The 23659-nt window shown below is 64.5% G+C and carries 23 protein-coding genes; 21 read left to right on the top strand and 2 right to left on the bottom strand.

Features of this window, described 5'->3' with window-relative positions:
• Window positions 1-5: 5 nt before the first annotated feature.
• From ugpC (EN862_RS27130) to EN862_RS27095, 8 genes are all read left to right on the top strand, one after another.
• Window positions 6-1103 carry a sn-glycerol-3-phosphate ABC transporter ATP-binding protein UgpC gene (ugpC, locus tag EN862_RS27130; protein ID WP_127866560.1) on the top strand — a complete coding sequence of 366 codons (1098 nt, stop codon included), beginning with the start codon at window positions 6-8 and terminating at the stop codon, window positions 1101-1103.
• A 1-nt stretch (window position 1104) separates the two neighbouring features.
• Window positions 1105-2217: a mandelate racemase/muconate lactonizing enzyme family protein gene (locus tag EN862_RS27125; RefSeq protein WP_127866559.1), complete on the top strand. Its 1113-nt coding sequence runs from the start codon at window positions 1105-1107 to the stop codon at window positions 2215-2217.
• Between the two features lie 10 nt (window positions 2218-2227).
• A complete protein-coding gene (locus EN862_RS27120; protein ID WP_127866558.1) occupies window positions 2228-2557 on the top strand; it encodes an L-rhamnose mutarotase in 330 nt (109 codons plus the stop codon).
• Entirely contained in the window at window positions 2550-3623 is a 1074-nt protein-coding gene (locus EN862_RS27115) for a Gfo/Idh/MocA family oxidoreductase (protein WP_127866557.1), read from the top strand. Before EN862_RS27120 ends, EN862_RS27115 begins: the two co-directional genes overlap by 8 nt.
• 8 nt (window positions 3624-3631) lie before the next feature.
• Complete coding sequence (locus EN862_RS27110) at window positions 3632-4078, top strand: MaoC/PaaZ C-terminal domain-containing protein (RefSeq protein WP_127866556.1); 447 nt, start codon at window positions 3632-3634, stop codon at window positions 4076-4078.
• Between the two features lie 17 nt (window positions 4079-4095).
• On the top strand, window positions 4096-4827 hold the full coding sequence (locus EN862_RS27105; RefSeq protein WP_127866555.1) for an SDR family oxidoreductase: 732 nt from the start codon (window positions 4096-4098) through the stop codon (window positions 4825-4827).
• A 47-nt stretch (window positions 4828-4874) separates the two neighbouring features.
• Complete coding sequence (locus tag EN862_RS27100; RefSeq protein WP_127866554.1) at window positions 4875-6152, top strand: L-fuconate dehydratase; 1278 nt, start codon at window positions 4875-4877, stop codon at window positions 6150-6152.
• Window positions 6153-6218: 66 nt separating this feature from the next.
• Complete coding sequence (locus EN862_RS27095) at window positions 6219-6878, top strand: DUF2161 family putative PD-(D/E)XK-type phosphodiesterase (RefSeq protein ID WP_127866553.1); 660 nt, start codon at window positions 6219-6221, stop codon at window positions 6876-6878.
• Window positions 6879-7084: 206 nt separating this feature from the next.
• Here the strand turns inward: EN862_RS27095 and EN862_RS27085 are convergent, their stop codons facing one another.
• Entirely contained in the window at window positions 7085-8032 is a 948-nt protein-coding gene (locus EN862_RS27085) for a GlxA family transcriptional regulator (protein ID WP_127866551.1), read from the bottom strand.
• A 117-nt stretch (window positions 8033-8149) separates the two neighbouring features.
• Here EN862_RS27085 and EN862_RS27080 point away from each other — a divergent pair, with 117 nt between their 5' ends.
• The 7 genes from EN862_RS27080 to ugpC (EN862_RS27045) all read left to right on the top strand — a co-directional run bounded on the left by EN862_RS27080 (window position 8150) and on the right by ugpC (EN862_RS27045) (window position 15332).
• Window positions 8150-8857, top strand: a complete 708-nt coding sequence (locus EN862_RS27080; RefSeq protein WP_127866550.1) for a DJ-1/PfpI family protein — start codon at window positions 8150-8152, stop codon at window positions 8855-8857.
• 121 nt (window positions 8858-8978) lie between these two features.
• Complete coding sequence (locus EN862_RS27075) at window positions 8979-9710, top strand: FadR/GntR family transcriptional regulator (RefSeq protein ID WP_112128255.1); 732 nt, start codon at window positions 8979-8981, stop codon at window positions 9708-9710.
• Window positions 9707-10909: a PLP-dependent transferase gene (locus EN862_RS27070; RefSeq protein ID WP_127866549.1), complete on the top strand. Its 1203-nt coding sequence runs from the start codon at window positions 9707-9709 to the stop codon at window positions 10907-10909. Before EN862_RS27075 ends, EN862_RS27070 begins: the two co-directional genes overlap by 4 nt.
• Window positions 10910-10936: 27 nt before the next feature.
• Window positions 10937-12214, top strand: a complete 1278-nt coding sequence (locus tag EN862_RS27065) for a sugar ABC transporter substrate-binding protein (protein ID WP_127866548.1) — start codon at window positions 10937-10939, stop codon at window positions 12212-12214.
• A gap of 275 nt (window positions 12215-12489) precedes the next feature.
• A complete protein-coding gene (locus tag EN862_RS27055; protein ID WP_127866546.1) occupies window positions 12490-13413 on the top strand; it encodes a sugar ABC transporter permease in 924 nt (307 codons plus the stop codon).
• On the top strand, window positions 13413-14261 hold the full coding sequence (locus tag EN862_RS27050) for a carbohydrate ABC transporter permease (RefSeq protein WP_127866545.1): 849 nt from the start codon (window positions 13413-13415) through the stop codon (window positions 14259-14261). Before EN862_RS27055 ends, EN862_RS27050 begins: the two co-directional genes overlap by 1 nt.
• 3 nt (window positions 14262-14264) lie before the next feature.
• Window positions 14265-15332 carry a sn-glycerol-3-phosphate ABC transporter ATP-binding protein UgpC gene (ugpC, locus tag EN862_RS27045; RefSeq protein ID WP_127866544.1) on the top strand — a complete coding sequence of 356 codons (1068 nt, stop codon included), beginning with the start codon at window positions 14265-14267 and terminating at the stop codon, window positions 15330-15332.
• On the opposite strand, the gene EN862_RS27040 is transcribed toward ugpC (EN862_RS27045), so the two are convergent.
• Complete coding sequence (locus EN862_RS27040) at window positions 15329-17155, bottom strand: ABC transporter ATP-binding protein (protein ID WP_127866543.1); 1827 nt, start codon at window positions 17153-17155, stop codon at window positions 15329-15331. The two genes, ugpC (EN862_RS27045) and EN862_RS27040, sit on opposite strands and share 4 nt — an antisense overlap.
• A gap of 189 nt (window positions 17156-17344) precedes the next feature.
• Between EN862_RS27040 and EN862_RS27035 the strand changes: the two genes are divergently transcribed.
• From EN862_RS27035 to EN862_RS27010, 6 genes are read left to right on the top strand one after another with little or no spacing between them, the layout of a single operon-like run.
• Window positions 17345-18703: an LLM class flavin-dependent oxidoreductase gene (locus EN862_RS27035; RefSeq protein ID WP_127866542.1), complete on the top strand. Its 1359-nt coding sequence runs from the start codon at window positions 17345-17347 to the stop codon at window positions 18701-18703.
• Between the two features lie 11 nt (window positions 18704-18714).
• Window positions 18715-19488, top strand: a complete 774-nt coding sequence (locus EN862_RS27030) for a DUF427 domain-containing protein (protein ID WP_127866541.1) — start codon at window positions 18715-18717, stop codon at window positions 19486-19488.
• A 55-nt stretch (window positions 19489-19543) separates the two neighbouring features.
• Window positions 19544-21184 (top strand): ABC transporter substrate-binding protein, encoded by a 1641-nt coding sequence (locus tag EN862_RS27025; RefSeq protein WP_127866540.1) that lies wholly within the window; start codon window positions 19544-19546, stop codon window positions 21182-21184.
• Window positions 21185-21215: 31 nt separating this feature from the next.
• Entirely contained in the window at window positions 21216-22175 is a 960-nt protein-coding gene (locus EN862_RS27020; RefSeq protein WP_127866539.1) for an ABC transporter permease, read from the top strand.
• The gene (locus EN862_RS27015; protein WP_127866538.1) at window positions 22172-23059 is read left to right on the top strand and encodes an ABC transporter permease; all 888 of its coding nucleotides are present in this window, start codon (window positions 22172-22174) and stop codon (window positions 23057-23059) included. The genes EN862_RS27020 and EN862_RS27015 overlap by 4 nt, the downstream gene beginning before the upstream one ends.
• A gap of 52 nt (window positions 23060-23111) precedes the next feature.
• Window positions 23112-23597 carry a hypothetical protein gene (locus EN862_RS27010; RefSeq protein WP_127866537.1) on the top strand — a complete coding sequence of 162 codons (486 nt, stop codon included), beginning with the start codon at window positions 23112-23114 and terminating at the stop codon, window positions 23595-23597.
• The last annotated feature ends 62 nt before the right edge of the window (window positions 23598-23659 follow it).

Below are 23659 nucleotides of genomic sequence, written 5' to 3'. Positions count from 1 at the left end.
ACTTCATGGCAACGGTTTCGCTGAAAAAGCTCACCAAGCGCTACGGCAATATGGAGATCGTGCACGGCATCGATCTCGACATCGCCGACCGCGAGTTCATCGCGCTGGTCGGCCCATCGGGCTGCGGCAAGTCGACGACGTTGCGCATGATCGCCGGCCTCGAGGATATCAGCGGCGGCAACATCGACATCGACGGCCGCGTGGTCAACGACCTGCCGCCGCGCTCGCGCAACATCTCGATGGTGTTCCAGTCCTACGCGCTCTATCCGCATATGACGGTGCGCGAGAATCTCGGCTTCTCGCTGAAGATCGCGGGTGCCGCCAAGGACGACATGGACCGGCGGGTCGCCGAAGCCTCCGCCATCCTCGGCCTCGACGAACTGCTCGAGCGCCGGCCCTCGCAGCTCTCCGGCGGTCAGCGCCAGCGCGTTGCCATGGGCCGCGCCATCGTGCGCGATCCCGATGTTTTCCTGTTCGACGAGCCGCTCTCCAACCTCGACGCCAAGCTCAGGACGCAGATGCGCACCGAGATCAAGAAGCTGCATGCCAAGGTGAAGTCGACCGTCATCTATGTCACCCACGACCAGGTCGAGGCGATGACGCTTGCCGACCGCATCGTCATCATGCGCTCCGGTTACATCGAGCAGGTCGGCACGCCGGACGAGGTGTTCAGCCGACCCGCCACCCGCTTCGTCGCCGGGTTCATCGGCTCGCCACCGATGAATTTGCACGAGGCGACCGTGAGCGACGGCAGGCTGGTTTTCAGCGGCGGCGACAGCCTGCCGCTGCCCGGGCAGTTCAAGTCTAAGACAGCGGCCGGCGACAAGGTCGTGTTCGGCATCCGCCCCGACGACTTCTACCCCACCGGTCACGGCCTGAGCTCCGGCGGCGAAACCGAAGTCCACCGCGTCGATCTGCCGGTCAGCATCACCGAGCCGCTCGGCAACGAAACGCTGGTCTTCGCCGAGTTCAACGGCGTCGACTGGGTCTCGCGCATGCTCAATCCCAAGCCGCTGAAAGCCGGCGACAGGATCGGCATGAGTTTTGACTTGAGCCGCGCGCATCTGTTTTCCGCCGAAACCGGCAAGTCGCTGAGGAACTGACATGGCGAAGATCGAGAAAATCGAACTGCGCATGGTCGACCTGGTGCCGAAGGTGAAGCGCACGGACGCCATCCAGAGCTTCGTTAGCCAGGAAACGCCGATCGTCACCATCACTGACTCCGACGGTGCAACAGGCACCGGCTACAGCTACACGATCGGCACCGGCGGCTCGTCGGTGATGCGGCTTCTGGCCGACCATCTCGCGCCGCGCCTGATTGGCCGCGACGCCGACCAGATCGAGGCGATCTGGCACGAGCTCGAATTCGCCACCCACGCCACCACCATCGGCGCCATCACGGCGATCGCGTTGGCCGCGATCGACACAGCGCTTTGGGATCTGCGCGCTAGGAAGCAGAACCTGCCGCTCTGGAAGCTTGCCGGCGGCGCCAAGGACCGCTGTCCGCTCTACACCACCGAAGGCGGATGGCTGCATATCGAGACGGCCGCACTTGTCGACGATGCGCTGGAAGCGAAGGCCAAGGGTTTCACCGGCTCGAAGGTCAAGATCGGTAAGCCGCACGGCTCCGAGGATTTTTCACGGCTATCGGCCGTGCGCAAGGCGGTCGGCGACGGCTACGAGATCATGACCGACTGCAACCAGGGCTTTTCCGTTGACGAGGCGATCCGCCGCGCCGAGCGGCTGCGCGAGCTCGATCTCGCGTGGATCGAGGAGCCGCTGCCGGCCGACGACATCGACGGCCATGTGCGGCTGTCGAATTCGACGGCGACGCCAATCGCCGTCGGCGAATCGCTTTATTCGATCAGGCACTTCCGCGAGTACATGCAGAAAGGCGGCGCCAATATCATCCAGGTCGATGTCGGCCGTATCGGCGGCATCACGCCATGGCTGAAGGTGGCGCATGCGGCGGAGGCTTTCGACATGCCGGTCTGCCCGCATTTCCTGATGGAGTTGCATGTCAGCCTGGTCTGCGCCATCCAGAACGGCAAATATGTCGAGTATATTCCGCAGCTGGACGAGTTGACGGGCGCCAAGATGCGCATCGAGGATGGCCATGCGCTGGCGCCCGGCGAGCCGGGAATCGGCATCGACTGGGACTGGGAAGCCGTGAAGGCAAGAAGCATCGCCGAATTCACCACGGCGATCGTGAAATAGGGAGGCGGTTATGCAGCGTATGGGCATGGTGCTCGGATTGAAACCAGAGAAGGTCGAGGAATATGTCCGGCTCCATGCCGCCGTCTGGCCGGATGTGCTGACCATGATCTCGGCCTGCAACATCAAGAACTATTCGATCTACCTGAAGCGGCCGGAGAACCTGCTTTTCTCCTATTTCGAATATCACGGCACCGACTACGCCGCCGACATGGCCAAGATGGCAGCCGATCCCAAGACCCAGGAATGGTGGTCGGTATGCATGCCCTGCCAGGAGCCGCTGGAAACGCGCAAGGCAGGCGAGTGGTGGGCGTCGATGGACGAGGTTTTTCATCATGACTGATGCCTTCGATCCGGCATCGCTGACGCAGTCCTGGCCGAAGCCTTCGAAACCGCGCCCGATCGTCACCTTCGGCGCCGGCTCGATCGTCGGCGACGCGCATTTTCCCGCCTATCGCAAGGGCGGCTTCCCGATTTCCGGCCTCTACGATCCGGATCAGGCCAAGGCGCGGAAGCTTGCCGAGACATGGGGCGTGACGGCGTTCGGCTCGATCGAGGAGGCAGCAGCGGTGAAGGACGCGATCTTCGATCTCGCCACGCCGCCGGGCCGGCATGCCGAGGTGCTGAAAGCTCTGCCCGGCGGCGCCGTGGCGCTGATCCAGAAGCCTATGGGCAATTATCTCGGCGAGGCAACGGAAATCCTAGAAATCTGCCGCGCCAAAAAGCTCAAAGCCGCGGTAAATTTCCAGCTCCGCTTCGCGCCGATGATGCTGGCGCTGAAGGACGCCATCGCCAAGGGCTGGCTGGGCGAGGTCGTCGATTTCGATGCGCTGCTCGCCCTCGACACGCCCTGGCAGCTATGGGAATTCCTGCTCAAGGCGCCGCGCGTCGAGATCGCCATGCATTCGATCCACTATCTCGACCTGATCCGCCAGCTTCTCGGCAATCCGCTCGGCGTGCATGCCAAAACGCTCGGCCATCCCAACCACAAGGTCGCGCAGACCCGCACCAGCGCCATCCTCGATTATGGCGACACGGTGCGCTGCGGGCTCTCGATCAACCACGACCACAAATTCGGCCGCCGCTACCAGGCTTGCGAGTTCCGCATCTGCGGCACCGAGGGCGCGGCCTATGTCAAGCTCGGCCTCAACCTCGACTATCCGCGCGGCGAGCCGGACATTCTGGAAATCCATCCCAAGGGCGGCTCGGAGTGGGTCACCGTCCCGCTTGCCGGCGAATGGTTCCCCGATGCCTTTGTCGGCCGCATGGCCAATGTCCAGCGCTTCGCGTCCGGCGAGGACGCCGAGCTGGTCAGCTCGGTCGAGGACGCCTGGCACACCATGGCGCTGGTCGAAGCCGCCTATAAATCGAGCGCCGCGCCGGCGACGCCGCTGGCCGCAAAGCCGTAAGGCCGGACATGGAACAGACCACCTATTTCGAGGATTACGAGATCGGCTCGTCGCGCCTCACCAGCGGCCGCACCATCACCGAGACCGACTTCGTCATCCATGCCGGCCACACCGGCGATTTCTTCCCGCACCACATGGATGCCGAGTTCATGAAGACGACGCCGTTCGGCCAGCGCATCGCGCATGGCACGCTGGTCTTCTCGGTCGGCGTCGGCCTGACGGCGAGTGTCATCAACCCCGTCGCCTTCTCCTATGGTTACGACCGGCTGCGTTTCATCAAGCCAGTCTTCATCGGCGACACCATCCGCACGCGCACCACCATCGCGGCCAAGGAAGACGATCCGAAACGGCCAAACGCCGGACGCGTCATCGAACGCGTCGAGGTTTTGAACCAGCGCGACGAGGTCGTGCTGGCCGCGGACCACATCTACATCGTCGAGCGACGGCCTGGCTGAAAGACGGAGACAGAAGAATGGCTGACATCACAGGCAAGGTCGTGGTCGTCACGGCGGCCGCGCAGGGCATCGGACGGGCAAGCGCGCTGGCCTTCGCCAAGGCCGGCGCCATCGTCCACGCCACCGACATCAACGAGGCGGCCCTGGCCGAACTCGCGAAGACGTCCGGGGTCAGGACGCGAAAACTCGATGTGCTGAATGACGAGGCGGTAAAGGCCGCCTTCGCCGAGATCGGCCGCGTCGACGTGCTGTTCAACTGCGCCGGCTTCGTCCATGCCGGTTCGATCCTCGAGATGAAGGACGAGGATCTCGACTTCGCCTTCAACCTCAATGTGCGCGCCATGATCCGCACCATCCGCGCCGTGCTGCCCGGCATGCTGGAGCGCGGCGACGGAGCGATCATCAACATGTCCTCGGTTGCCGGCGCGCCCAAGGGCGTGCCGAACCGCTTTGCTTACGGCGTCACCAAGGCCGCCGTTATCGGCCTGACCAAGTCGATTGCCGCCGACTATGTCGCCAAGGGCGTCCGCTGCAACGCCATCTGCCCGGGCACGGTGGAGAGCCCCTCGCTTCAGGGCCGCATGCAGGCGCAGGGCGACTATGAGGCGGCGCGCGCGGCCTTCATCGCCCGCCAGCCGATGGGTAGGATCGGCACGCCGGAAGAGATCGCCGATCTCGCTGTCTATCTCGCCGGCGCGACTTATACGACCGGACAGGCCTACAACATCGACGGCGGCTGGTCGATCTGAGGCCTGTCCGGCGATCCAATGACGAGGCAGGCCAGCACGAGGCAGCAATGACGAAAATCACAAACCTCAGAACCTTCGACCTGCGCTTCCCGACGTCGCAAAGCCTCGACGGCTCGGACGCGATGAATCCGGACCCGGATTACTCGGCCGCCTATGTCATCCTCGACACCGATGTGCCGTCGCTGAAAGGCCATGGCCTCACCTTCACCATCGGCCGTGGCAACGAGATCTGCTGTGCGGCGATCGAGGCGCTGCGCCATCTCGTCGTCGGGCTCGACCTCGACTGGGTGAAGCAGGATCCCGGCCGTTTCTGGCATCACGTGACCGGCGACAGCCAGTTGCGCTGGATCGGGCCCGATAAGGGCGCCATGCATCTGGCGGTCGGCGCGGTGGTCAACGCGGTCTGGGACCTGTGGGCCAAGGAGGCCGGCAAGCCGGTCTGGCGCCTCGTCGGCGAGATGAGCCCGGAGGAGATCCTGCGCATCGTCGACTTCCGCTATCTCACCGACGCCATCACGCCGGCTGGAGCGCTTGAGATTTTGAAGAAGGCCGAGGCCGGCAAGGCTGGCCGCATCGCCACGCTCGAGCGCGAAGGCTATGCCTGCTACACCACTTCGGCCGGCTGGCTGGGCTACCCCGACGACAAGCTCAGGCGCCTCTGCCAGGAAGCGGTCGACGATGGCTTCAACCACATCAAGCTGAAGGTCGGCCGCGACCGTGCCGACGACATCCGGCGCTTGCGGATCGCCCGCGAGGTGATCGGTCCGGACCGGTACCTGATGATCGACGCCAACCAGGTGTGGGAGGTCGATCAGGCGATCGACTGGCTGAAGGACCTCGCCTTCGCCAAGCCCTTCTTCATCGAGGAGCCGACCAGTCCCGACGATGTCGCTGGCCATGCCAAGATCCGCAAGGCTGTCGCGCCGATCAAGGTCGCGACCGGCGAGATGTGCCAGAACCGCATCATGTTCAAGCAGTTCATCGCCGGCGGCGCGATCGACGTCGTGCAGATCGATTCCTGCCGCATGGGCGGACTGAACGAAGTGCTGGCCGTGCTTCTGATCGCCGCCAAGTTCGGCCTGCCGGTCTGGCCGCATGCCGGCGGCGTCGGCCTATGCGAATATGTTCAGCACCTGTCGATGATCGACTATGTTGCGGTGTCAGGCAGCAAGGACGGGCGGGTCATCGAATATGTCGACCACCTGCACGAGCATTTCCTGGAGCCCTGCGTCATCCGCGATGCCGCCTATATGCCGCCCCAGGCGCCCGGTTTCTCGATCGAGATGAAGGCCAAGTCGATTGAGGATTATCTGCATCGCGCCTGACATCTGTCCCCGTGACGCCAATGGTGCCGCTGGGCCGACCAGCCGCGAATCGGCTATGCCTGTCGCATGCAGGAGACTTCCCTCTACGAGCCGGTGAAGCGGTTCCTCGAGAGCATGGATTTCGCCGTCAAGGGCGAGGTCGGCGGCTGCGACGTGGTCGGCGTGCGCGATGGCGAGCCGCCGGTTGTCGTCATCTGCGAGCTCAAGCTGCAATTCAACCTCGAGCTGGTCCTGCAAGCCGTCGACCGTGCAGCGGCCTGTGACGAAGTGTGGCTCGCCGCCTTGATGTCGGCCCGCGGCAAGGGCCGGGAACACGACCGACGCTTCCGCGCGCTTTGTCGTCGCCTCGGCTTCGGCCTGCTCGGCGTCAGCGCCGAGGGTGAGGTGGAGCTGCTGCTCAGCCCCGCCGCCTTGCCGCCGCGCCGCGACCCGCGGCGGCGCTCGCGCCTGGTCGAGGAGCATCACCGCCGCAAGGGCGATCCGTCGATCGGCGGCAGCACGCGCAAGAAGCCGATCATGACCGCCTACCGGCAGGAGGCGCTCGCCTGCGCCGCCGCCATGGCCGACGGCCCGAAACGGCCGCGCGACCTGAAGACGCTTTCGCCACGTGCGGCCAGCATCCTTCTACACAATTACTATGGCTGGTTCGCCAGGGCCGAGCGCGGCGTCTACGCGCTGACGGAAGCCGGCCTTGCGGCGATTGGGCCTTTGCCGGCGGCGCTGTAAGATCACGCCCGGAGGCCACGGAAGTCCTTTCGCGCAGGCCGAGATCACATAGGGCCCTGCAAGCTCCGTTGCAGATTCTCGCGTATCAGGTCGATCAGCCCGCCCTTCGCTATGCTCGTATCTATCTCCAGACGAAATCGAATTTCAACCGCGAGTTCCGGCGCGTCACATCGCTGAGCCCAGCTTCATGGCGCGAGCGATCGCGCTCAGAAGCGCTCGCGGTAGTCGCGCGGGTTGGTGCCGAGGACGCGTAGAAAGCCGCGCCGCATCGTTTCCTCGGAACCGAAGCCGCAGCGACGGGCCGTCTGGCCGACGGTCTGTCCCCGCTCCAGCATCCGCCGCGCTGCTTCGATCCGGATCTCCTCGACGGCGCGCGCGGGTGTCCGCCCGGTCGCCTCCTGGTAGTGCCGCGAGAAACTGCGCCGGCTCATATTGGCGCGGTCGGCCAATTGCTCCAGCGAGAGATCGGTGCTGAGATTGTCCAGGATCCAGCCATGCAGCCGGTCGAAGCGCCCGTCGCCTTCCTGCAGTTTGAGGGTCTGGCTGAACTGCGCCTGGCCGCCTGGGCGTTTCAGGAAGACGACCAGCTCGCGCGCCACCGCCAGCGCCATGCGCCGGCCAAGGTCGGCCTCGACGAAGGAAAGCGCGAGATCAATGCCCGACGTCACGCCGGCCGATGTCCACACATTGCCGTCGCGGATGAAGATCGGGTCTGGGTCGAGCCGAACCCTTGGAAAGCGCTTGGAGAACTCCGCGCAGCGGCCCCAATGGGTGACCGCGCGGCGGCCGTCGAGCAGGCCGGCCTCGGCCAGCAGCATGGCGCCGCTGCAGACGGAGGCGGTTCGCGTCGCATCGCGCGAGCGGCCGATGATCCACTGCACCAGCTCAGCCTCCTCGCAGGCCGCGTTGACGCCCCAACCGCCAGGCACGATCACCGTGTCGATCTCGGTCCCGTGCGCCGGCAGCGCTGCTGCTTCCAATACCAGGCCGGACGATGTCCTGATTCGCGGCGAAGCGCCGACGACGACGGCGTCGTAGGCGGCCGCTTCGCCGGCCTGCGTCCTGAAGTCGTTGGCGCTGGCGAAAACCTGAAGCGGTCCGCTGACGTCGAGAAGCTGGATATCGGGATAGGCGAGGATTTCGATGCGGCGCATGGCTTTGGCCTGAAACGAGGGATGATTGGCGATCGGGCCAAAGCATGATGCCGTAGATTGCCCGAAGTCAACCTGCCCCCAAAGTCAACCTGCTCAAGTCAAACTGTGGAGATTTCCATGAGCCTTCGTTTCGGCATTCTCGTCTTCCCCAATGTCCAGCAGCTCGACCTCACTGGGCCTTACGAAGTCCTGGCAACGGCCAAGGGCGCCGAGGTGGAACTGATCTGGAAGGATCGCAATCCGGTGATGTCGTCGACGCGGCTTTCCCTGACTCCCACAGCGACCTTCGACGATTGCCCGCCTCTCGACGTGCTGTGCATTCCGGGCGGTGGCGGCGTCAACGCGCTGCTCGAGGATAAGGCTGTTCTCGATTTCGTCTGGGAGCGCGCCGCGCAGGCGCGCTACATCACCTCGGTGTGCAGCGGCGCCCTGGTGCTCGGCGCGGCCGGATTGCTCAAGGGCAAGCGCGCCACCACGCACTGGTATGCCCATGATTTCCTTGAAGAGTTCGGCGCGATCCCCGTCGATGCGCGGATCGTCGAGGACGGCAAGCTGATCACCGCCGGTGGCGTCACCTCGGGGATCGATTTCGGCTTGGCGCTGGTCGCAAGACTGCTCGGACAGGCGGAAGCGGAAATCGTGCAGCTCTCGCTTGAATACGCGCCGGCGCCACCCTTCAGCTCCGGCACGCCGGCCGAGGCCTCGCCTTCTGTCCTGGCGGAAGCCAAGGAGCGGCTTTTGGGTTCGCGGCGGGTCCGCGAGGAAATGTTCGCGCGCTGGCGCCAGGAGCGCAGGGCTGCCGAGCCAAAGCGTATCCCCGCCTGATATGACGGGGTGGATGGCGCGTATCCGCGCTGTCCAGCCCCTGCCCATTTCGACTGTTGACTCATCTTTCCGCCTGTGCAGAAATTGGTTGGACCATTGAACCACTTTAGGCGCAGCCGGCTTGACCGATCTTTTGCCCCCGATCCAGACGACGGCCCGCGATGACGCGGTGCTGAAGGCATTGGCGGGATTCGTGCGGCAGGAGGCTCTGGGGCCGGGCGAAAAACTGCCGACCGAGCGCATTCTGGCCGAACGCCTCAAGGTCAGCCGCAACACCGTGCGCGAGGCCCTCACCCGCTGGGAAGGGCTGGGCCTCGTCGAGCGGCGCCAGGGCTCTGGCACCTATCTCAAGGCCGCCGTCTCGCCCGATATGCTGCATATGCCGCTGACGCTCGCCGGCGGCAACGACTTCGCTGGCCTGATGGCGACGCTGGAGATCCGCCGCGCGCTGGAGGCGGAGGCGGCCGCGCTTTGCGCCATTCGTGCCGGCAAGGCCGAGCTCGCCGAGATCGAGCGCAAGCTCGACCTCATGGAGGAGGCCTTCCAGACTCGCGACGGCATGTCCTCGGAGGAGGATTGGGAATTCCACCAGGCGGTCTTCCGCGCCTCCGGCAACCCGCTCTTCGAGCAGATCATCGCCGCCATGTACGAGATGTTCCACCGCTTCTGGGAACATCCGCTCGGCGTGCGCGATTTCGGCCATGCCAGCTTTCCTTATCACCGCACCATCTTCAATTGCATCGCCGCGCATGACCCCGAAGGCGCCCGCGCCGAAGCGCTGAAGCTTATCGCCACCGTCGAGGACGATCTGAAGCGCGGCGCAGCCAACCTCAAACTTTCGGACCGCAGATGAACGAGCAGCCCAACACTTTCGACCCGGCCTCCCTGGCCAGCGACTATCTCGGCGAGGCGGCGACGCTGCTCGCGCATGACGATCCGTTTCCCGGCGGCGCGGTGGTGCCGCCGATCTACCAGACCTCGCTCTTCACCTTCGCCAATTACGCCGACATGGCCGACACCTTCGCCGGCAGGAGGAAGCAGCCGATCTATTCGCGCGGCGACAATCCCACGGTGATGGAGTTCGAGGCGCGCGTGGCGGCGCTCGAAGGGGCCGAAGCCGCGCGCGGCTTCTCCAGCGGCATGGCGGCGATCAGCGCGACCGTGCTCGCCTTCGTCGGCGCCGGCGAGCGCATGGTTGTGGTGCGCAATTGCTATGGCGATGCCTACCGGCTGTTCGAGCGGCTGTTCCCGCGCCTTCACATCAAGGTCGACTATGTCGACGGTTCCGATCCCGATGCGGTCGCCGCGGCACTTCCCGGCGCCAAGCTGCTCTACCTCGAAAGCCCGACCTCGATGATGTTCGAGCTGCAGGATATCGGGCATCTTGCCCGGCTGGCGAAGGAACAGGGCATCGTCACCACCATCGACAATTCCTGGGCCTCGCCAGTATTCCAGAAGCCGATCACGCATGGCGTCGATCTCGTGCTGCATTCGGCCTCGAAATATCTGAGCGGCCACAGCGACACCGTCGCCGGCGTGGTGGCGGGCTCGGCCGCCCACATCAAGCACATCAACGAGCAGACCTATTCCCAGCTCGGCGGCAAGCTGTCGCCCTTCGAAGGCTGGCTCTTGCTGCGCGGCCTGCGCACGCTGCCGCTGCGCCTGCCGCATCACATGAAGAGCGGGCTCATCCTCGCCGAGCGGCTGAAGGCGTACGGCAAGGTCGAGCGCGTCAACCACCCCGCCTACTCCAACCATCCCGGCAAGAAGACATTAGCCGGCTACGCTGGCCTGTTCTCTTTCGAGGTCACCGAGGACGTCGACATCCCGGCTTTCGTCGATGCGCTGAAATTCTTCCGCATCGGCGTCAGCTGGGGCGGCCATGAAAGCCTGGTCGTGCCGGCAAAGGCTTCGCTCGAGCAGACACCGGGCATCAATTCGATGGCGCGCTTCGGCGTCAGCCCCCGAACCATCCGCTTCAATGTCGGATTGGAAAATGTCGAGGATCTCTGGGCCGACATCGTCCAGGCCTTCGACAAGTCAAAAAAATAACGAGTGTTCAAAATGGGAGTCCTGAACATGAAAAGACTGACCTTCATGCTTGCCGCCGTCGCCGGCCTGGCGATTTCCGCCAGCGGCGCGCTGGCCGACACCACCATCAAGCTGGTCGAGGTCATCACCAGCCCGCCGCGCACCGAATTCCTGAAGAAGCAGATCGCCGAATTCGAGAGCGCCAATCCGGGCATCAAGGTGGAGGTGGTCTCGCTGCCCTGGGGCCAGGCCTTCGAAAAATTCCTCACCATGGTGCAGGCCGGCGACACGCCGGACGTCGTCGAAATGCCGGAACGCTGGATGGGTCTCTATGCCAATAACGGCCAGCTCGAGGACCTCGGCCCCTATATGGCCAAATGGGACGACGCCAAGACGCTGGGCGACCGCGCCAAGCAGTTCGGCTCGACCGTCAACAACACCCAGTTCATGATCCCCTATGGCTACTATGTGAACGCTTTGTTCTGGAACAAGAAGCTGTTCAAGGAAGCCGGCCTCGACCGTCCGCCGGCAACGCTGGATGAGTTCGTCGACTTCTCCAAGAAGATCTCGGCCATCCCCGGTAAATATGGCTACTGCCTGCGAGGCGGCCCCGGCGCCTTCAACGGCATGCACATGTTCATGAACATCGCCGACGGCAAGGGCGGCTACTTCACCGACGACGGTGTGTCGACCATCAATGACGAGGGTTCGGTCAAGGGCCTGCAGATGCTGGCCGACATGTACAAGAACGGCCTGGCGCCGAAGGACGCCGTGAGCTGGGGCTTCAACGAAACGGTGACAGGCTTCTATTCCGGCACCTGCGCCATGCTCAACCAGGATCCCGACGCGCTGCTCGGCATCGCCGACAAGATGAGCGCCGACGACTTCGCCGTGGCGCCGCTCCCCGTGGGCCCGAGCGGCAAATCCTATCCGACGCTGGGCTATGCCGGCTGGGCGATGTTCGCCAACTCGCAGCACAAGGACGAGACCTGGAAGCTGATGGCGACGCTGCTTTCGCCGAAGGATAATCTGGAATGGGCCAAGGAAGTCGGCGTCATCCCGATCCACAACGGCGCCGACCAGGACGCGCATTTCAAGACCGAGCAGTTCAAGGGCTGGTTCACCGAGCTCAGCGACAGCTCCAAATATGAGATGGTGACGCCGCCGACGCATCTGGAAAACCTCGGCAACTTCGTCGACCAGGTGGCCATCAAGAACTTCCAGGAAGTGCTGCTCGGCCAGAAGCCGGCCAAGGACGTGGCCGACGAATGGGCCAAGTTCCTGACCAAGGAACAGCAGGACTGGCTGGCCAAGAACAAGAAGTAAGCGCTGGCCTCTTCCTTCTCCCCGTTTCACGGGGAGAAGGTGTCACGAAGTGACGGATGAGGGGCAGCGCCAGCATTTCGCAGGTTTGCGCCTCTTTTTCCTTCTCCCCGTTTCACGGGGAGAAGGTGGTCCGAAGGACCGGATGAGGGGCAGCGCCAAGCTCTGAGAAGTTCGCGCCGCCCCTCATCTGCCTGCCGGCATCTTCTCCCCGTGAACGGGGAGAAGGGCGCTGTCGCCAACGCCGGCACCACCCCACCCACCACCGCGAGCACCGTATGACCTACGCAGTGTCCGAAATCCGATCCGCCGCGCTGCCGCGCAAACGGCGGCCGAGCAAGGCCGCGATCGAGCCGTGGCTCTACCTTTCGCCGGCTATCGTGCTCTTGGTCCTGGTGCTTCTGGTGCCGCTGATCATCGGCATCAGCTATTCCTTCCGCAAATTCTCGGCCTTCAAGTCGCAATATGTCGGCCTTGCGCAATACCAGGCGATGCTCTCCGACCAGGTGCTCGGACAGGCGCTGATCAACACGCTGTGGTGGACGGTCGCCAGCCTGTTCTTCCAGTTCTTCCTGGGGCTGGGCCTTGCGCTGCTGCTCGACAAGCCGTTCTACGGCCGCAAGGTCGTGCAGGCCGTGGTCTTCCTGCCCTGGGCGGTGCCGTCCTTCCTTTCGGGCCTCACCTGGGCCTGGCTGTTCAACCCGATCATCGGGCCGCTGCCGCACTGGCTGTTCGCGCTGGGCTTAAAAGCCGAGCCAACCAATGTGCTGTCCGATCCGGCCACCGCCATGTGGGGGCCGATCGTCGCCAACATCTGGTTCGGCATCCCGTTCTTCGCCATCACGCTCTTGGCGGCGTTGAAGTCGATCCCGTCCGAACTGCATGAGGCCGCGGCCATTGACGGCGCCTCGCCCTGGCAGCGCTTCACCAAGGTGACGCTGCCCTTCCTGGCGCCGACCATCGTCATCACTGTCATGCTGCGCACCATCTGGATCGCCACCTTTGCCGACCTGATCTTCGTCATGACCGAGGGCGGGCCGGCGGGCTCCACCAGCACGGTGCCGGTCTACATCTATGTCAGCGCCTTCAAGTCGCTCGACAAAGGCTATGCCTCGGCCGTCGCGGTGCTGCTTCTGGTGCTGCTGATCGCCTATGCGATCGGACTGATCGCTATCCGCCGCACGCTGGTGAGGCACGTCTGATGATCGCCGGTCGCTCCACCTCCTCGCGCATCTTCGGCGGCATCGGCCTCTATGCCGCCATCACGACTTATGTGATCTTCGCGCTGTTTCCGATCTTCTGGACGCTGAAGATCTCGGTGACGCCCGAGCGTCTGCTCTATTCCGAGGGCATCACCTTCTGGCCGTCTGAGACGACGCTCAAGAACTTCGCCACCGTGCTCGAAGCCTCCGACTTCCCGCGCTATTTCCTCAACAGCGTCATCGTCTCGGTGTCGACGGCCGCGTTTGTCACGGTCATCGCCACGCTTGCCGGCTACGCTATGTCGCGCTTCACATTCCGCGGCAAGGCGACGCTGGCGATCCTGTTGCTTCTCACCCAGACCTTCCCGCTGGTCATGGTCATCCCGCCGATCTATCGCATCATGGGCGATCTCGGCCTGACCAACAGCCTGATCGGTCTGATCATCATCTACACCGCCTTCAACACCGCCTTCGCCACCTTCCTGATGCAGTCCTTCTTCGACGGCATCCCGAAGGACCTGGAGGAGGCCGCGATGATCGACGGCTGCACCCGAGCTCAAGCGATGCGGCGAGTCATCGTGCCGCTGACCTTGCCTGGCATGGGGGCGACGCTGGGCTTCGTCTTCACCGCCGCCTGGAGCGAATTGCTGTTTGCGCTGATGCTGATCTCCAGCGACGAGCAGAAGACCTTCGCCGTCGGCCTGCTCACCTTCATCGGCAAGTTCGCCGTCGACTGGGGGCAGATGATGGCGGCCTCAATCCTGGCGCTGATCCCGGTCTGTGTCTTCTTCGCCTTCCTGCAACGCTATCTCGTCACCGGCCTCACCGCCGGCGCGGTCAAAGGATAAAAGATGGCTTCCGTCACGCTGCAAAACGTCGAGAAGGATTACGGCTCGTTGCGCATCCTGCACGGCGTCGATCTCGACATCGCCGATGGCGAGTTCGTCGTGCTGGTCGGCCCGTCCGGCTGCGGCAAGTCCACGCTTCTGCGCATGATCGCCGGGCTGGAGGAAGTCACCGGCGGCGAGATCCGCATCGGCGAGCGTCTGGTCAACGATGTCGCGCCCAAGGACCGCGATATCGCCATGGTGTTCCAATCCTACGCGCTCTATCCGCACATGGACGTTTCCTCGAACATGGGCTTCAGCCTGATGCTCAAGAAGGCCGAGAAGACGACCATCGACGGCCGCGTGGGCGCCGCCGCCAAACGCCTCGGTCTCGACGCCTATCTCGGCCGCCTGCCGCGCCAGCTTTCCGGCGGCCAACGCCAGCGCGTCGCCATGGGCCGCGCCATCGTGCGCGACCCGAAGGTGTTCCTGTTCGACGAGCCGCTTTCCAACCTCGACGCCAAATTGCGCGTCCATATGCGCGCCGAGATCAAGGCGCTGCATCAGCAGCTCAAGACCACTTCGGTCTATGTCACCCACGATCAGGTCGAGGCGATGACCATGGCCGACCGCATCGTCGTCATGCATGACGGCTATGTCCAGCAGGTCGGCCGTCCGCTCGAGCTTTACGATCGTCCGGCCAACACTTTCGTCGCCGGCTTCATCGGCTCGCCGGGCATGAATTTTTTGCCGGCAAAGGTCGCCAAGGACGGCAAGGTCGATGCCGTGCTCGGCGACGGCCAGAAGCTGCGGCTGCCGGATGGCCTGCCACTTAAGGACGGCGATGCGCTCACCATTGGCCTGCGGCCGGAACACATCAAGCTGGTCGACGACGGCGCGCTGAAGGCCGAGGTCGAGGTGGTCGAGCCGCTCGGTCTGTCGACGCAATTCTATGTCAGGCTCGCCAACCAGCAGATCTGCGTCTTCGTCATGGGTCGCAGCGACGTGAGACCGGGCGACATCATCCGGCTCGCGGCCGATCCGGCGGCTCTGCATCTCTTCGATCCGGCGAGCGGAAACAGGATCGGCTAGCCGGCCAGCAGCGCATCCGTTCGCCAGCAGGCGATCAGATGGCCGTCGCCCGCATCGGTAGCGGGTGGCTCCGCTTCCCGGCAATCGGGCTGCGTCAACGGACAACGTCCGGCGAATGCGCACCCGCTGTTCGAAATTATCTCGGCCGCGATCTCCGCCTGGACGGAGACCATAGGCGACTCATCTGAAGACGCCGCCAAAAGCAGCTTGGTGTAGGGGTGGTTGGGTCCGCGGAAGACCTGTTCCGACGTGCCGGTCTCGACCAGCCGGCCGCGATAGAGCACGCCGATCCTGTCGGCCATGTAGCGCACGACCCTGAGGTCGTGGCTGATGAACAGATAGGTCGTGTCCCTGTCGCGCTGCAGATCGTTGAGCAGGTTGAGCACCGTTGCCTGCACCGAAACGTCGAGCGCCGAGGTCGGCTCGTCCAGCACCACCACTTTCGGCGCGCCGGCGAAGGCCCGCGCGATCGCCGCCCTCTGCCGCTGGCCGCCGGAAAGCGAGCGCGGCTTCTGCTCGGCGGTCGTGTCGGCTAGCCGGACGGAGCGGAGAAGCTCGGCGACACGGTTCCTTGCATCGCTGCGGTCAAGCCCGGCAAGCCGCCGCAATGGCCGGCTGATGATCCGCCCGATCCGGTGACGCGGATTGAGCGTGCGGTCCGGCGACTGGAAAACCATCTGCACGTCGCGCCGCTCGCCTGGCGCCCGCCTCTCGGCGCGGGGCGCCACCGTCCTGCCGAACAGCTCCACCGATCCCTCAGTGGGCGTCTGCAGCCCGGTGACGATCCGCGCCAGTGTCGATTTGCCGGAGCCGGATTCGCCGATCAGGCCGAAGGTCTCGCCCTGGCCGATGCTGAGGTCGACATTGTGCAGCACCGCCTGGTCGCCGAAGGAATGACTGATCCCCTTGCAGGCGATGGCGACCTGTCTGTCACTTTGATCGGAATCTCTTTGGGCGGCAGGAGCGCCTATCGCCTCGGGGCGATCGCGAACAGTCGTGCCTATTTCGGCCAGCCGGCCGTGGCGCTTGGTGAAATTGAGCGCCGGGATCGAGGCGATCAACGCCTTGGTGTAGGCATGGGCCGGGTTTTCGAAGACCTCACGCGCATCGCCGCACTCGACCACGGCGCCCGACTGCATGACAGCGACGCAGTCGCAGGAACGGCGGATCAGGTTGATGTCGTGGCTGATCAGAAGAATGCTGGTTTTGTGCTCGCGGCGCAGGTCGTCGAGGATCGCGATGACTTCCGACTGCACGCTGGCGTCGAGCGCCGTCGTCGGCTCGTCCAGCACCAGCAGCGCGGGGTCGAGCGCGATGGCGATGGCGATGTTGGCGCGCTGCTGCATGCCGCCGGAGAGTTCATGCGGATAGAGGTCGAGCACGCGCTCCGGGTTGGCGACGCGTACGCGCTTTAGCAACTCGGCCGAGCGCCAGCGCGCCTCCTCGTGGCGCACCGGGCGATGGCGCATGATCGTCTCGCCGATCTGCCTGCCGATCGTCATGGCCGGGCTGAGCGCGGCGCCCGGATGCTGATAGACGGCGGCGATGCGATTGCCCCGCAGGCCGCGCAACTCTTCGCCGGCAAGCTCGCGCAACTCGCGCCCCTGGAATTCCAGCGCCGACGCCGCCACGCGCGCATTGCCCGGCAGATAGCGCAAAATGGCCAATGCTACGGAGCTCTTGCCCGAGCCTGACTCGCCGACCAGCCCCAACGCTTCGCCTTGGCCCACGCTGAGCGAAACGCCGTCGACGGCGGATTGCCATCCTCTTTTCCCGCCATAGGCGATGGAAAGTTTCTCCACATTCAGTACCGAACGGGACATCAAGACCTCGAAATCGCTTTCTGCCGGTGCCCTAATCAAGGGCAATCGCTTCCGCTTGAATAGTATATTATCTCTATAAAATTACTCGAATTATAGCAGAGCGCAATCTAGCCTTTTGCAAATTGGAGATCTCGGGACGCCGGACAACGCGGCGGCCCGTCTCCCAAGTGGACTTGCACGGAGGCTGGCATGGCGCGAAATCAACTGATCCTCAGCGCGTTCTTCTTCAACCCGCAGGGCGACCATCGCATGTCGTGGCGCCATCCGCGCGCGCCTGGCCGGGAAGTGCTCGGCTTCGATTACTACCGCGAGCTGGTCCAGGCGGCCGAACGCGCCAGGATCGACACCATCTTCGTCGCCGACCATGTGTCGATCTGGGATTCGGTGAAGAGCGGCGTCGCGCATTACGCCAATGCCCGCCTCGAGCCGCTGACGTTGCTGTCGGCGCTGGCCGGCGTGACGAAGCATATCGGCCTCATCACCACCGCCTCGAGCTCCTACAGCGAGCCCTACAACGTGGCGCGCCTGTTCGCCTCGCTCGACCATATCAGCCAGGGCAGGGCTTCCTGGAACGTGGTCACCTCGGCCATGGACGAGGAGGCGCGCAATTTCGGCCGCGACGGCAATATCGAGCATGCCTTCCGCTATCAGCGCGCCGCCGAGTTCCTCGATATCGTCAAGGGGTTGTGGGACAGCTGGGAGGACGAAGCCCTGCTGTTCGACAAGGAAACCGGCTATTTCGCCGATCCCGACAAGGTCCATGTGCTCGACCATCGCGGCGCGCATTTCAAGGTGCGCGGGCCGCTCAACGTCTCGCGGCCGCCGCAAGGCCATCCGCTGATCGTCCAGGCCGGGTCCTCGGAAGACGGCAAGGATTTCGCCACCGCCCATGCCGACGCCCATTTCGCCATCTACAGCACCAGGGAAGACGGCATCCGGTACCGCGAGGACATCAACGAGCGCCTCGCCCGCTACGGCCGGCGGCCGGAAAGCTTCAAGATCCTGCCGGGCATCCTGCCGATCGTCGCCGCTTCCGAGGCCGAGGCGCGCGACAGGCAGGATTACCTGCAGACGCTGCTGCCGGATCGCGTCGGCATCGATCTCCTGTCGAGCTGGAGCGGTATCGACCTTTCGGCTTATCCGCCGGACGGCCCGCTGCCGCAGCTTCCAGACGAAAGCACCTTCAATGGCGGCCGCACCTCGCTCAATCGCGTCAGGCAGTGGGCGACGCAGAACCTGACGCTGCGCGAGATCGCCCGAAAGCTCGCCAACAGCGGCTCGGTGCCGACCGTCGCCGGCACGCCGAAGCAGATCGCCGACCAGCTGCAGGACTGGTTCGAGGCGGGCGCCGCCGACGGCTTCAACCTGATGTTCCCGCTGTTGCCGGAAGACTGGATCAATTTCGCCGAGCAGGTCGTGCCCGAGCTGCAGCGCCGTGGCGTCTTCCCGACCGAATACGCACCCGGAACGCTGCGCGACCGCTTCGGCCTCGCCCGCCCTGCCAACCGCTTCGCCGAGCAGCGCGCCAATCAGCGCGCCGTGTCCTGAGGGAGACCGTCATGACCGCTCAACCCAAACTGCAGCCGCGTGAAGCGACCGCACCGCAGCTGATCAATGTCCTGCACAGCCCCAAGCGCATCCGCGTCAAGTTCGGCGGCCGCGTCATCGCCGACAGCCGCAACGTTCTGGTGCTGCGCTCCAACCATTTCCTGCCGATCTATTTCTTCCCGCTGGCTGCGGTCGACCAGTCGGTGCTGAAGCCGTCGAAGCACGGGCAACAGCATGCCGTCGGCGGCGAGACCAAATACTGGGATATCGAAGCGGGTGACCGGCGCGCCGCCGATGCCGCCTGGTCGTTCACCGCTCCGCCGGACGAGAATCTGGCGCCGCTCGCCGGCCGCGTCGCCTTCACCTGGAACCTCGTCGACCAGTGGTTCGAGGAAGACGAAGAGGTCTTCGTCCATGCCCGCGATCCCTATGCGCGCATCGACGTGCTGCAGAGCTCCAGCCATGTCGAGATATGGTTCGACGGCGAGCCGATCGCCGACAGCCGTCGTCCTGTGCTCCTGTTCGAAACGCATCTGCCGACGCGTTTCTATCTGCCGCCGGAAGATGTCCGGCTCGACCGGCTGAGGGTCTCGCTGACCAGGACCCGATGTCCCTACAAGGGCATCGCCTCCTACTGGTCGGGCGTGCTCAAGGATGGCTCGCTGCGCGACGACATCGCCTGGGCCTACCGCGATCCGATCGCCGAGATGCCGAAGATCAAGGGGCTGATCGCCTTCTATCCGCAAGCAGTCGACCGCATCCATCTCGACGGCCAGCCGGTCTGACCCGGTCCCGTCGTCTCCACTTCATTTCAAACCACGATTTTTCACAGAGGCAAAAATGACCAAACGCAACGAAATCGACGCCCTTCGCAATCTCTCCGGCGACATCTGGAACGTCGCCGTCGACGAATACGCCAAGGGCTATCTCAAGCGCCGCGACCTGTTGAAATATGCAACCCTCATCGGCCTGACCGGCTTTGCCGCTTCGCAAGGCCTCGGTTTCTCCCGGGCCCGCGCGGCTGCCGCCGGCGGCACGGTTCGCGTCGGGCTCGGCCAGCCGACCAAGGCGATCGATCCTGTCACCGTCACCGATCCGGCGAGCATCGGCGTTCTCAGCCAGGTTGGCGAATATCTGATCCTCGACGATCCCAAGGACGGACTGCAGCCGAAGCTCGCTCTGTCCTGGGAAGCCGACGAGACGGCCAAGCGCTGGACCTTCAAGCTGCGGCCCGGCGTGAAGTTCCATGACGGCCGCACCGTCACCGCCAAGGACGTGGTGGCGAGCTTCGAGCGCCTGGTCGATCCGAACAGCGGCTCCTCGGCGCTCTCGGCTTACAAGGGCATCCTCTCCAAGGGCGGCGCCAAGATCGTCGACGATGAAACCGTCGCCTTCGATCTCGACCAGTCGAACTCGAATTTCCCCTTCTATGTCTCGTCCGACGTCTACAACGCCGTGATCCTGCCGGCCGACTATGCCGGCGACTTCGAGAAGAATTTCAACGGCACCGGTCCGTTCAAGCTCGAATCCTTCCGCCCCAAGCAGGGCGCCAGCTTCGTGCGCAATCCCGATTATTGGGGCGACAAGGCGCTGCCCGATCGGATCGAAATAAAATTCTTCGACGACGAGCAGGCGCAGGTCGTGGCGCTGCAGGCCGGCCAGCTCGACGTCATCCCGAGCACCACGCGCCTGGAACTCGCGATCGAGGGCAATCCCAACTTCAAGCTTTTGAGCGTCCAGGCGAGCTCGCATGACGTCGTGCATCTCAGGACCTACCAGGCGCCGTTCACCGACAAGCGCATCCGCCGCGCCCTGGCGCTCACCCTCGACCGCGAAGCCATCGTCAAGGGCCTGCTCAAGGGTCGCGCCATCGTCGGCAACGACACGCCCTTCGCGCCGATCTTCCCCTCGGCCGACCCGTCGGTGCCGCAGCGCAAGCAGGATATCGCCGAGGCCAAGCGGCTGCTCGCCGAGGCCGGCGTGCCCAACGGCTTCGAGGTGACGCTCACCACCGAACGCGCCTACGACATTCCCGACTACGCCGTGATCATCCAGAACTTCGCCAAGAAGGCCGGCATCGACATCAAGCTCAACGTCCTGCCGCAGGATGCCTATTACGGTTCCGCCACCTTCGGCAGCTCGCCCTGGCTCGATTCCAATCTCGGCATCACCGATTTCGGCCATCGCGGCACGCCTGACATCTTCCTCAACGCGACGCTGAAGAGCGACGGCGCGTGGAACGCCGCGCATTTCAAGAATGCGGACTATGACGCATTGCTGGTCGAATACGGCAGGGCCCGCGACCTGCAGACGCAGCGCATCGCGGCCGGCAAGATCCAGACCCTGCTGCTCGACGAGACGCCGGAGATCATCTCCTACTTCTCGCAATACAGCCGGATCGCCAGCGCGAAGGTCGAGGGCGTGCGCTTCACCGCGATCTCGCACCTCCTGCTCGATCGCGTTTCCTTCGTCCAGGCATGACGCGGAAACGTCAAACCGGCCGGGGCAACGGATGTTGACCGGCCGCACCTTGTCGGCGCGCGTTGCTTCGCTGCTCCTCACTCTGTGGCTGGTCAGCGCGCTGGTCTTCCTCGCCGGGCAGGTCCTGCCCGGCGATGTCGCGCGCGTCATGCTCGGTCCCTTCGCCGATGCGCAGGCCGTCGCGGCGCTGAACAGACAGCTCGGCGCCGACCAGCCCGTGCTCGTCCAATACTGGCGCTGGTTCAGCGCGGCGCTTACCGGCGACTTCGGCACGTCGCTGTCGATGCGCGCGCCGGTCGCGCCTTTCGTGCTGGCAAGCCTCGGCCGCTCGGCCGCACTTGCCGGCATCATCCTCTTGTTTCTTGTGCCGCTGGGTGTCGGCGCGGGCATCGTCGCCGGCCTGAACCGGGGCCGCCCGGTCGACCGGCTGATCGTGCTCGCCGGCGTCTCCTTCGGCATCGTCCCGGATTTCGTGTCCGGCCTGCTCCTGCTCCTGGTCTTCGGCCTGTGGCTGAACTGGCTGCCGATCACGGGTGCTGCGCCAGATGGCGCGGGCTTCTGGACGAGCGGCTACTATCTCATCCTGCCGGCGCTGCCGCTCGTGCTCAACCTTGCCGGCTATCTGGCGCGCATGACGCGGGCCGGCGTCATCGAGGCCCTTGCAGCCGACTATACGCGCACCGCCACGCTGAAAGGGCTTGATCGCTGGCAGGTCATTGTCCGCCACGTGCTGCCCAACGCGCTGACGCCGACGATCGCAGTGCTGGCGACGCAGAGCGGCTACATGCTCGGCGGGCTGGTGGTGATCGAGGCGCTGTTCGGCATCCAGGGCCTCGGCAATCTGGTTCTGAACGCAGCCAAGTCGCGCGATTTCCCAATGCTCGAGGCAGGCGTTCTTGTCATGGCGACGATCTTCGTGCTGTCGGCCGCACTGGGCGATCTCGCGCAGACGCTGCTCGACCCGCGGCAGCGGCGGCGGGCGTCGCTATGATGGATCTCCTGGAGTTCCCGGCACCGTCGCACGCGCCTATTCTCCTGCGGGTCGCCGGCAGGCTGGGCCGCGCCGTTCGCGGCCTTCCTCTCTCCGTCATCATTGGATCGCTCATCCTCGCCTTCTGGATCGCCTGCGCCTTGTTCGGCGACCGGCTGGTTCCCTACGATCCCTATGCCGAGGATTTCATCGCCACGCTGACGCCGCCGGATGCCGCGCACTGGTTCGGCACCGATCATCTCGGCCGCGACGTGCTGTCCCGCATCATCGTCGGATCGCGCGATATCCTGCTGGTGGCGCCGCTCGCCACGCTTGGCGGCGTCGCCGCCGGCACCATCATCGGCCTGGTGCTCGGCTATTTCGACGGGCTGGTCGACGCGGTCGGCGCGCGGCTGCTCGACACGCTGATGGCCTTCCCGTTCATCGTGCTGGTCACCATGACGCTGGTGGCGCTCGGGCCCTCGAACCTTACCGTTATCCTGGTGATCGCCATCGCCTATGCGCCGCTGGTGGCAAGGACCGTGCGCGCCGCGGTGCGCGAGCAGAAGGAACGCGAATATGTCAGCGCCGCCCGTCTCGGCGGCGAGAATGCCTTCGCCATCATGGTGTTGGAAATCCTGCCCAACATTCGTGAGACGATCCTCATCGAGCTCGTCACGAGGCTGGGTTACGCCTTTTTCTCGATCGCGACGCTGAGCTTTCTCGGCCTCGGCATCCAGCCGCCTTCAGCCGACTGGGGTCTGGCGGTCGCCGAAGGCTATGGTTTCCTGACCGGCGGCAAATGGTGGGTCGTGGTCTTCAACTCAGGCGCGATCGTCTCGCTGGTCATGGCGACCAACCTGATCGCTCAAGGGATCGGCGCCTTCGAGAATATCGAGAGGTGAATTGGGGCTTTGATTGCTAGACTCCTGTTGATTCGTCTCGACAGGGAACGGCATGAGCAAGGCCCTCGGCACATTCGCACTGGTAACGGTTCTGAGCGCCTTGCTGATGGCGCTCTCTTTGGCGGTTGCCAGGCACGGCTATCCTTACGGCGCGTTCGGCGTGAAGCGTCTCGACGGCATTGCCGATGCCGGCTCGTTCCTGGCGATTGCCGCCGTCTATTTCTTCGGCGCCATGCTGATGATGGTCCTGCCGATACGCGCCGCCGGCATCGTGCTGACCCATGCCGCCGACGCGATCTTCTGGGCGACGATCATGCTGTTCGCGACCCTCGTCGGCGCGCTGATCGCCAGATGGGCCTTCGGCCAGCACGAGGTGCTTTGGGCGCTCTTCAACTGGCGCTTCCTGTTCGTCGCAGCTATCGTGGCGGCGCACCTCACCATGAACGAGCTTCGCCGCAACGTCCTGCTCAGAAGCCTTTTCTTCGTCATCTTCGGCGCGGTCACGCTCGCCTGCCTGTTCTGGTCGTTCTCGACCTGACGCGAACCAGCTCTAGGTTTAAGATCGCGGGTAGACCTCCTCCCGGACAATCACTATATCAT

It is taken from the genome of Mesorhizobium sp. M2E.F.Ca.ET.219.01.1.1 (assembly GCF_004016445.2).
Lineage (GTDB): Bacteria > Pseudomonadota > Alphaproteobacteria > Rhizobiales > Rhizobiaceae > Mesorhizobium.
The sequence above is the reverse complement of the archived record's forward strand: the minus strand, read 5'-3'. Positions and strand labels throughout refer to the sequence as shown.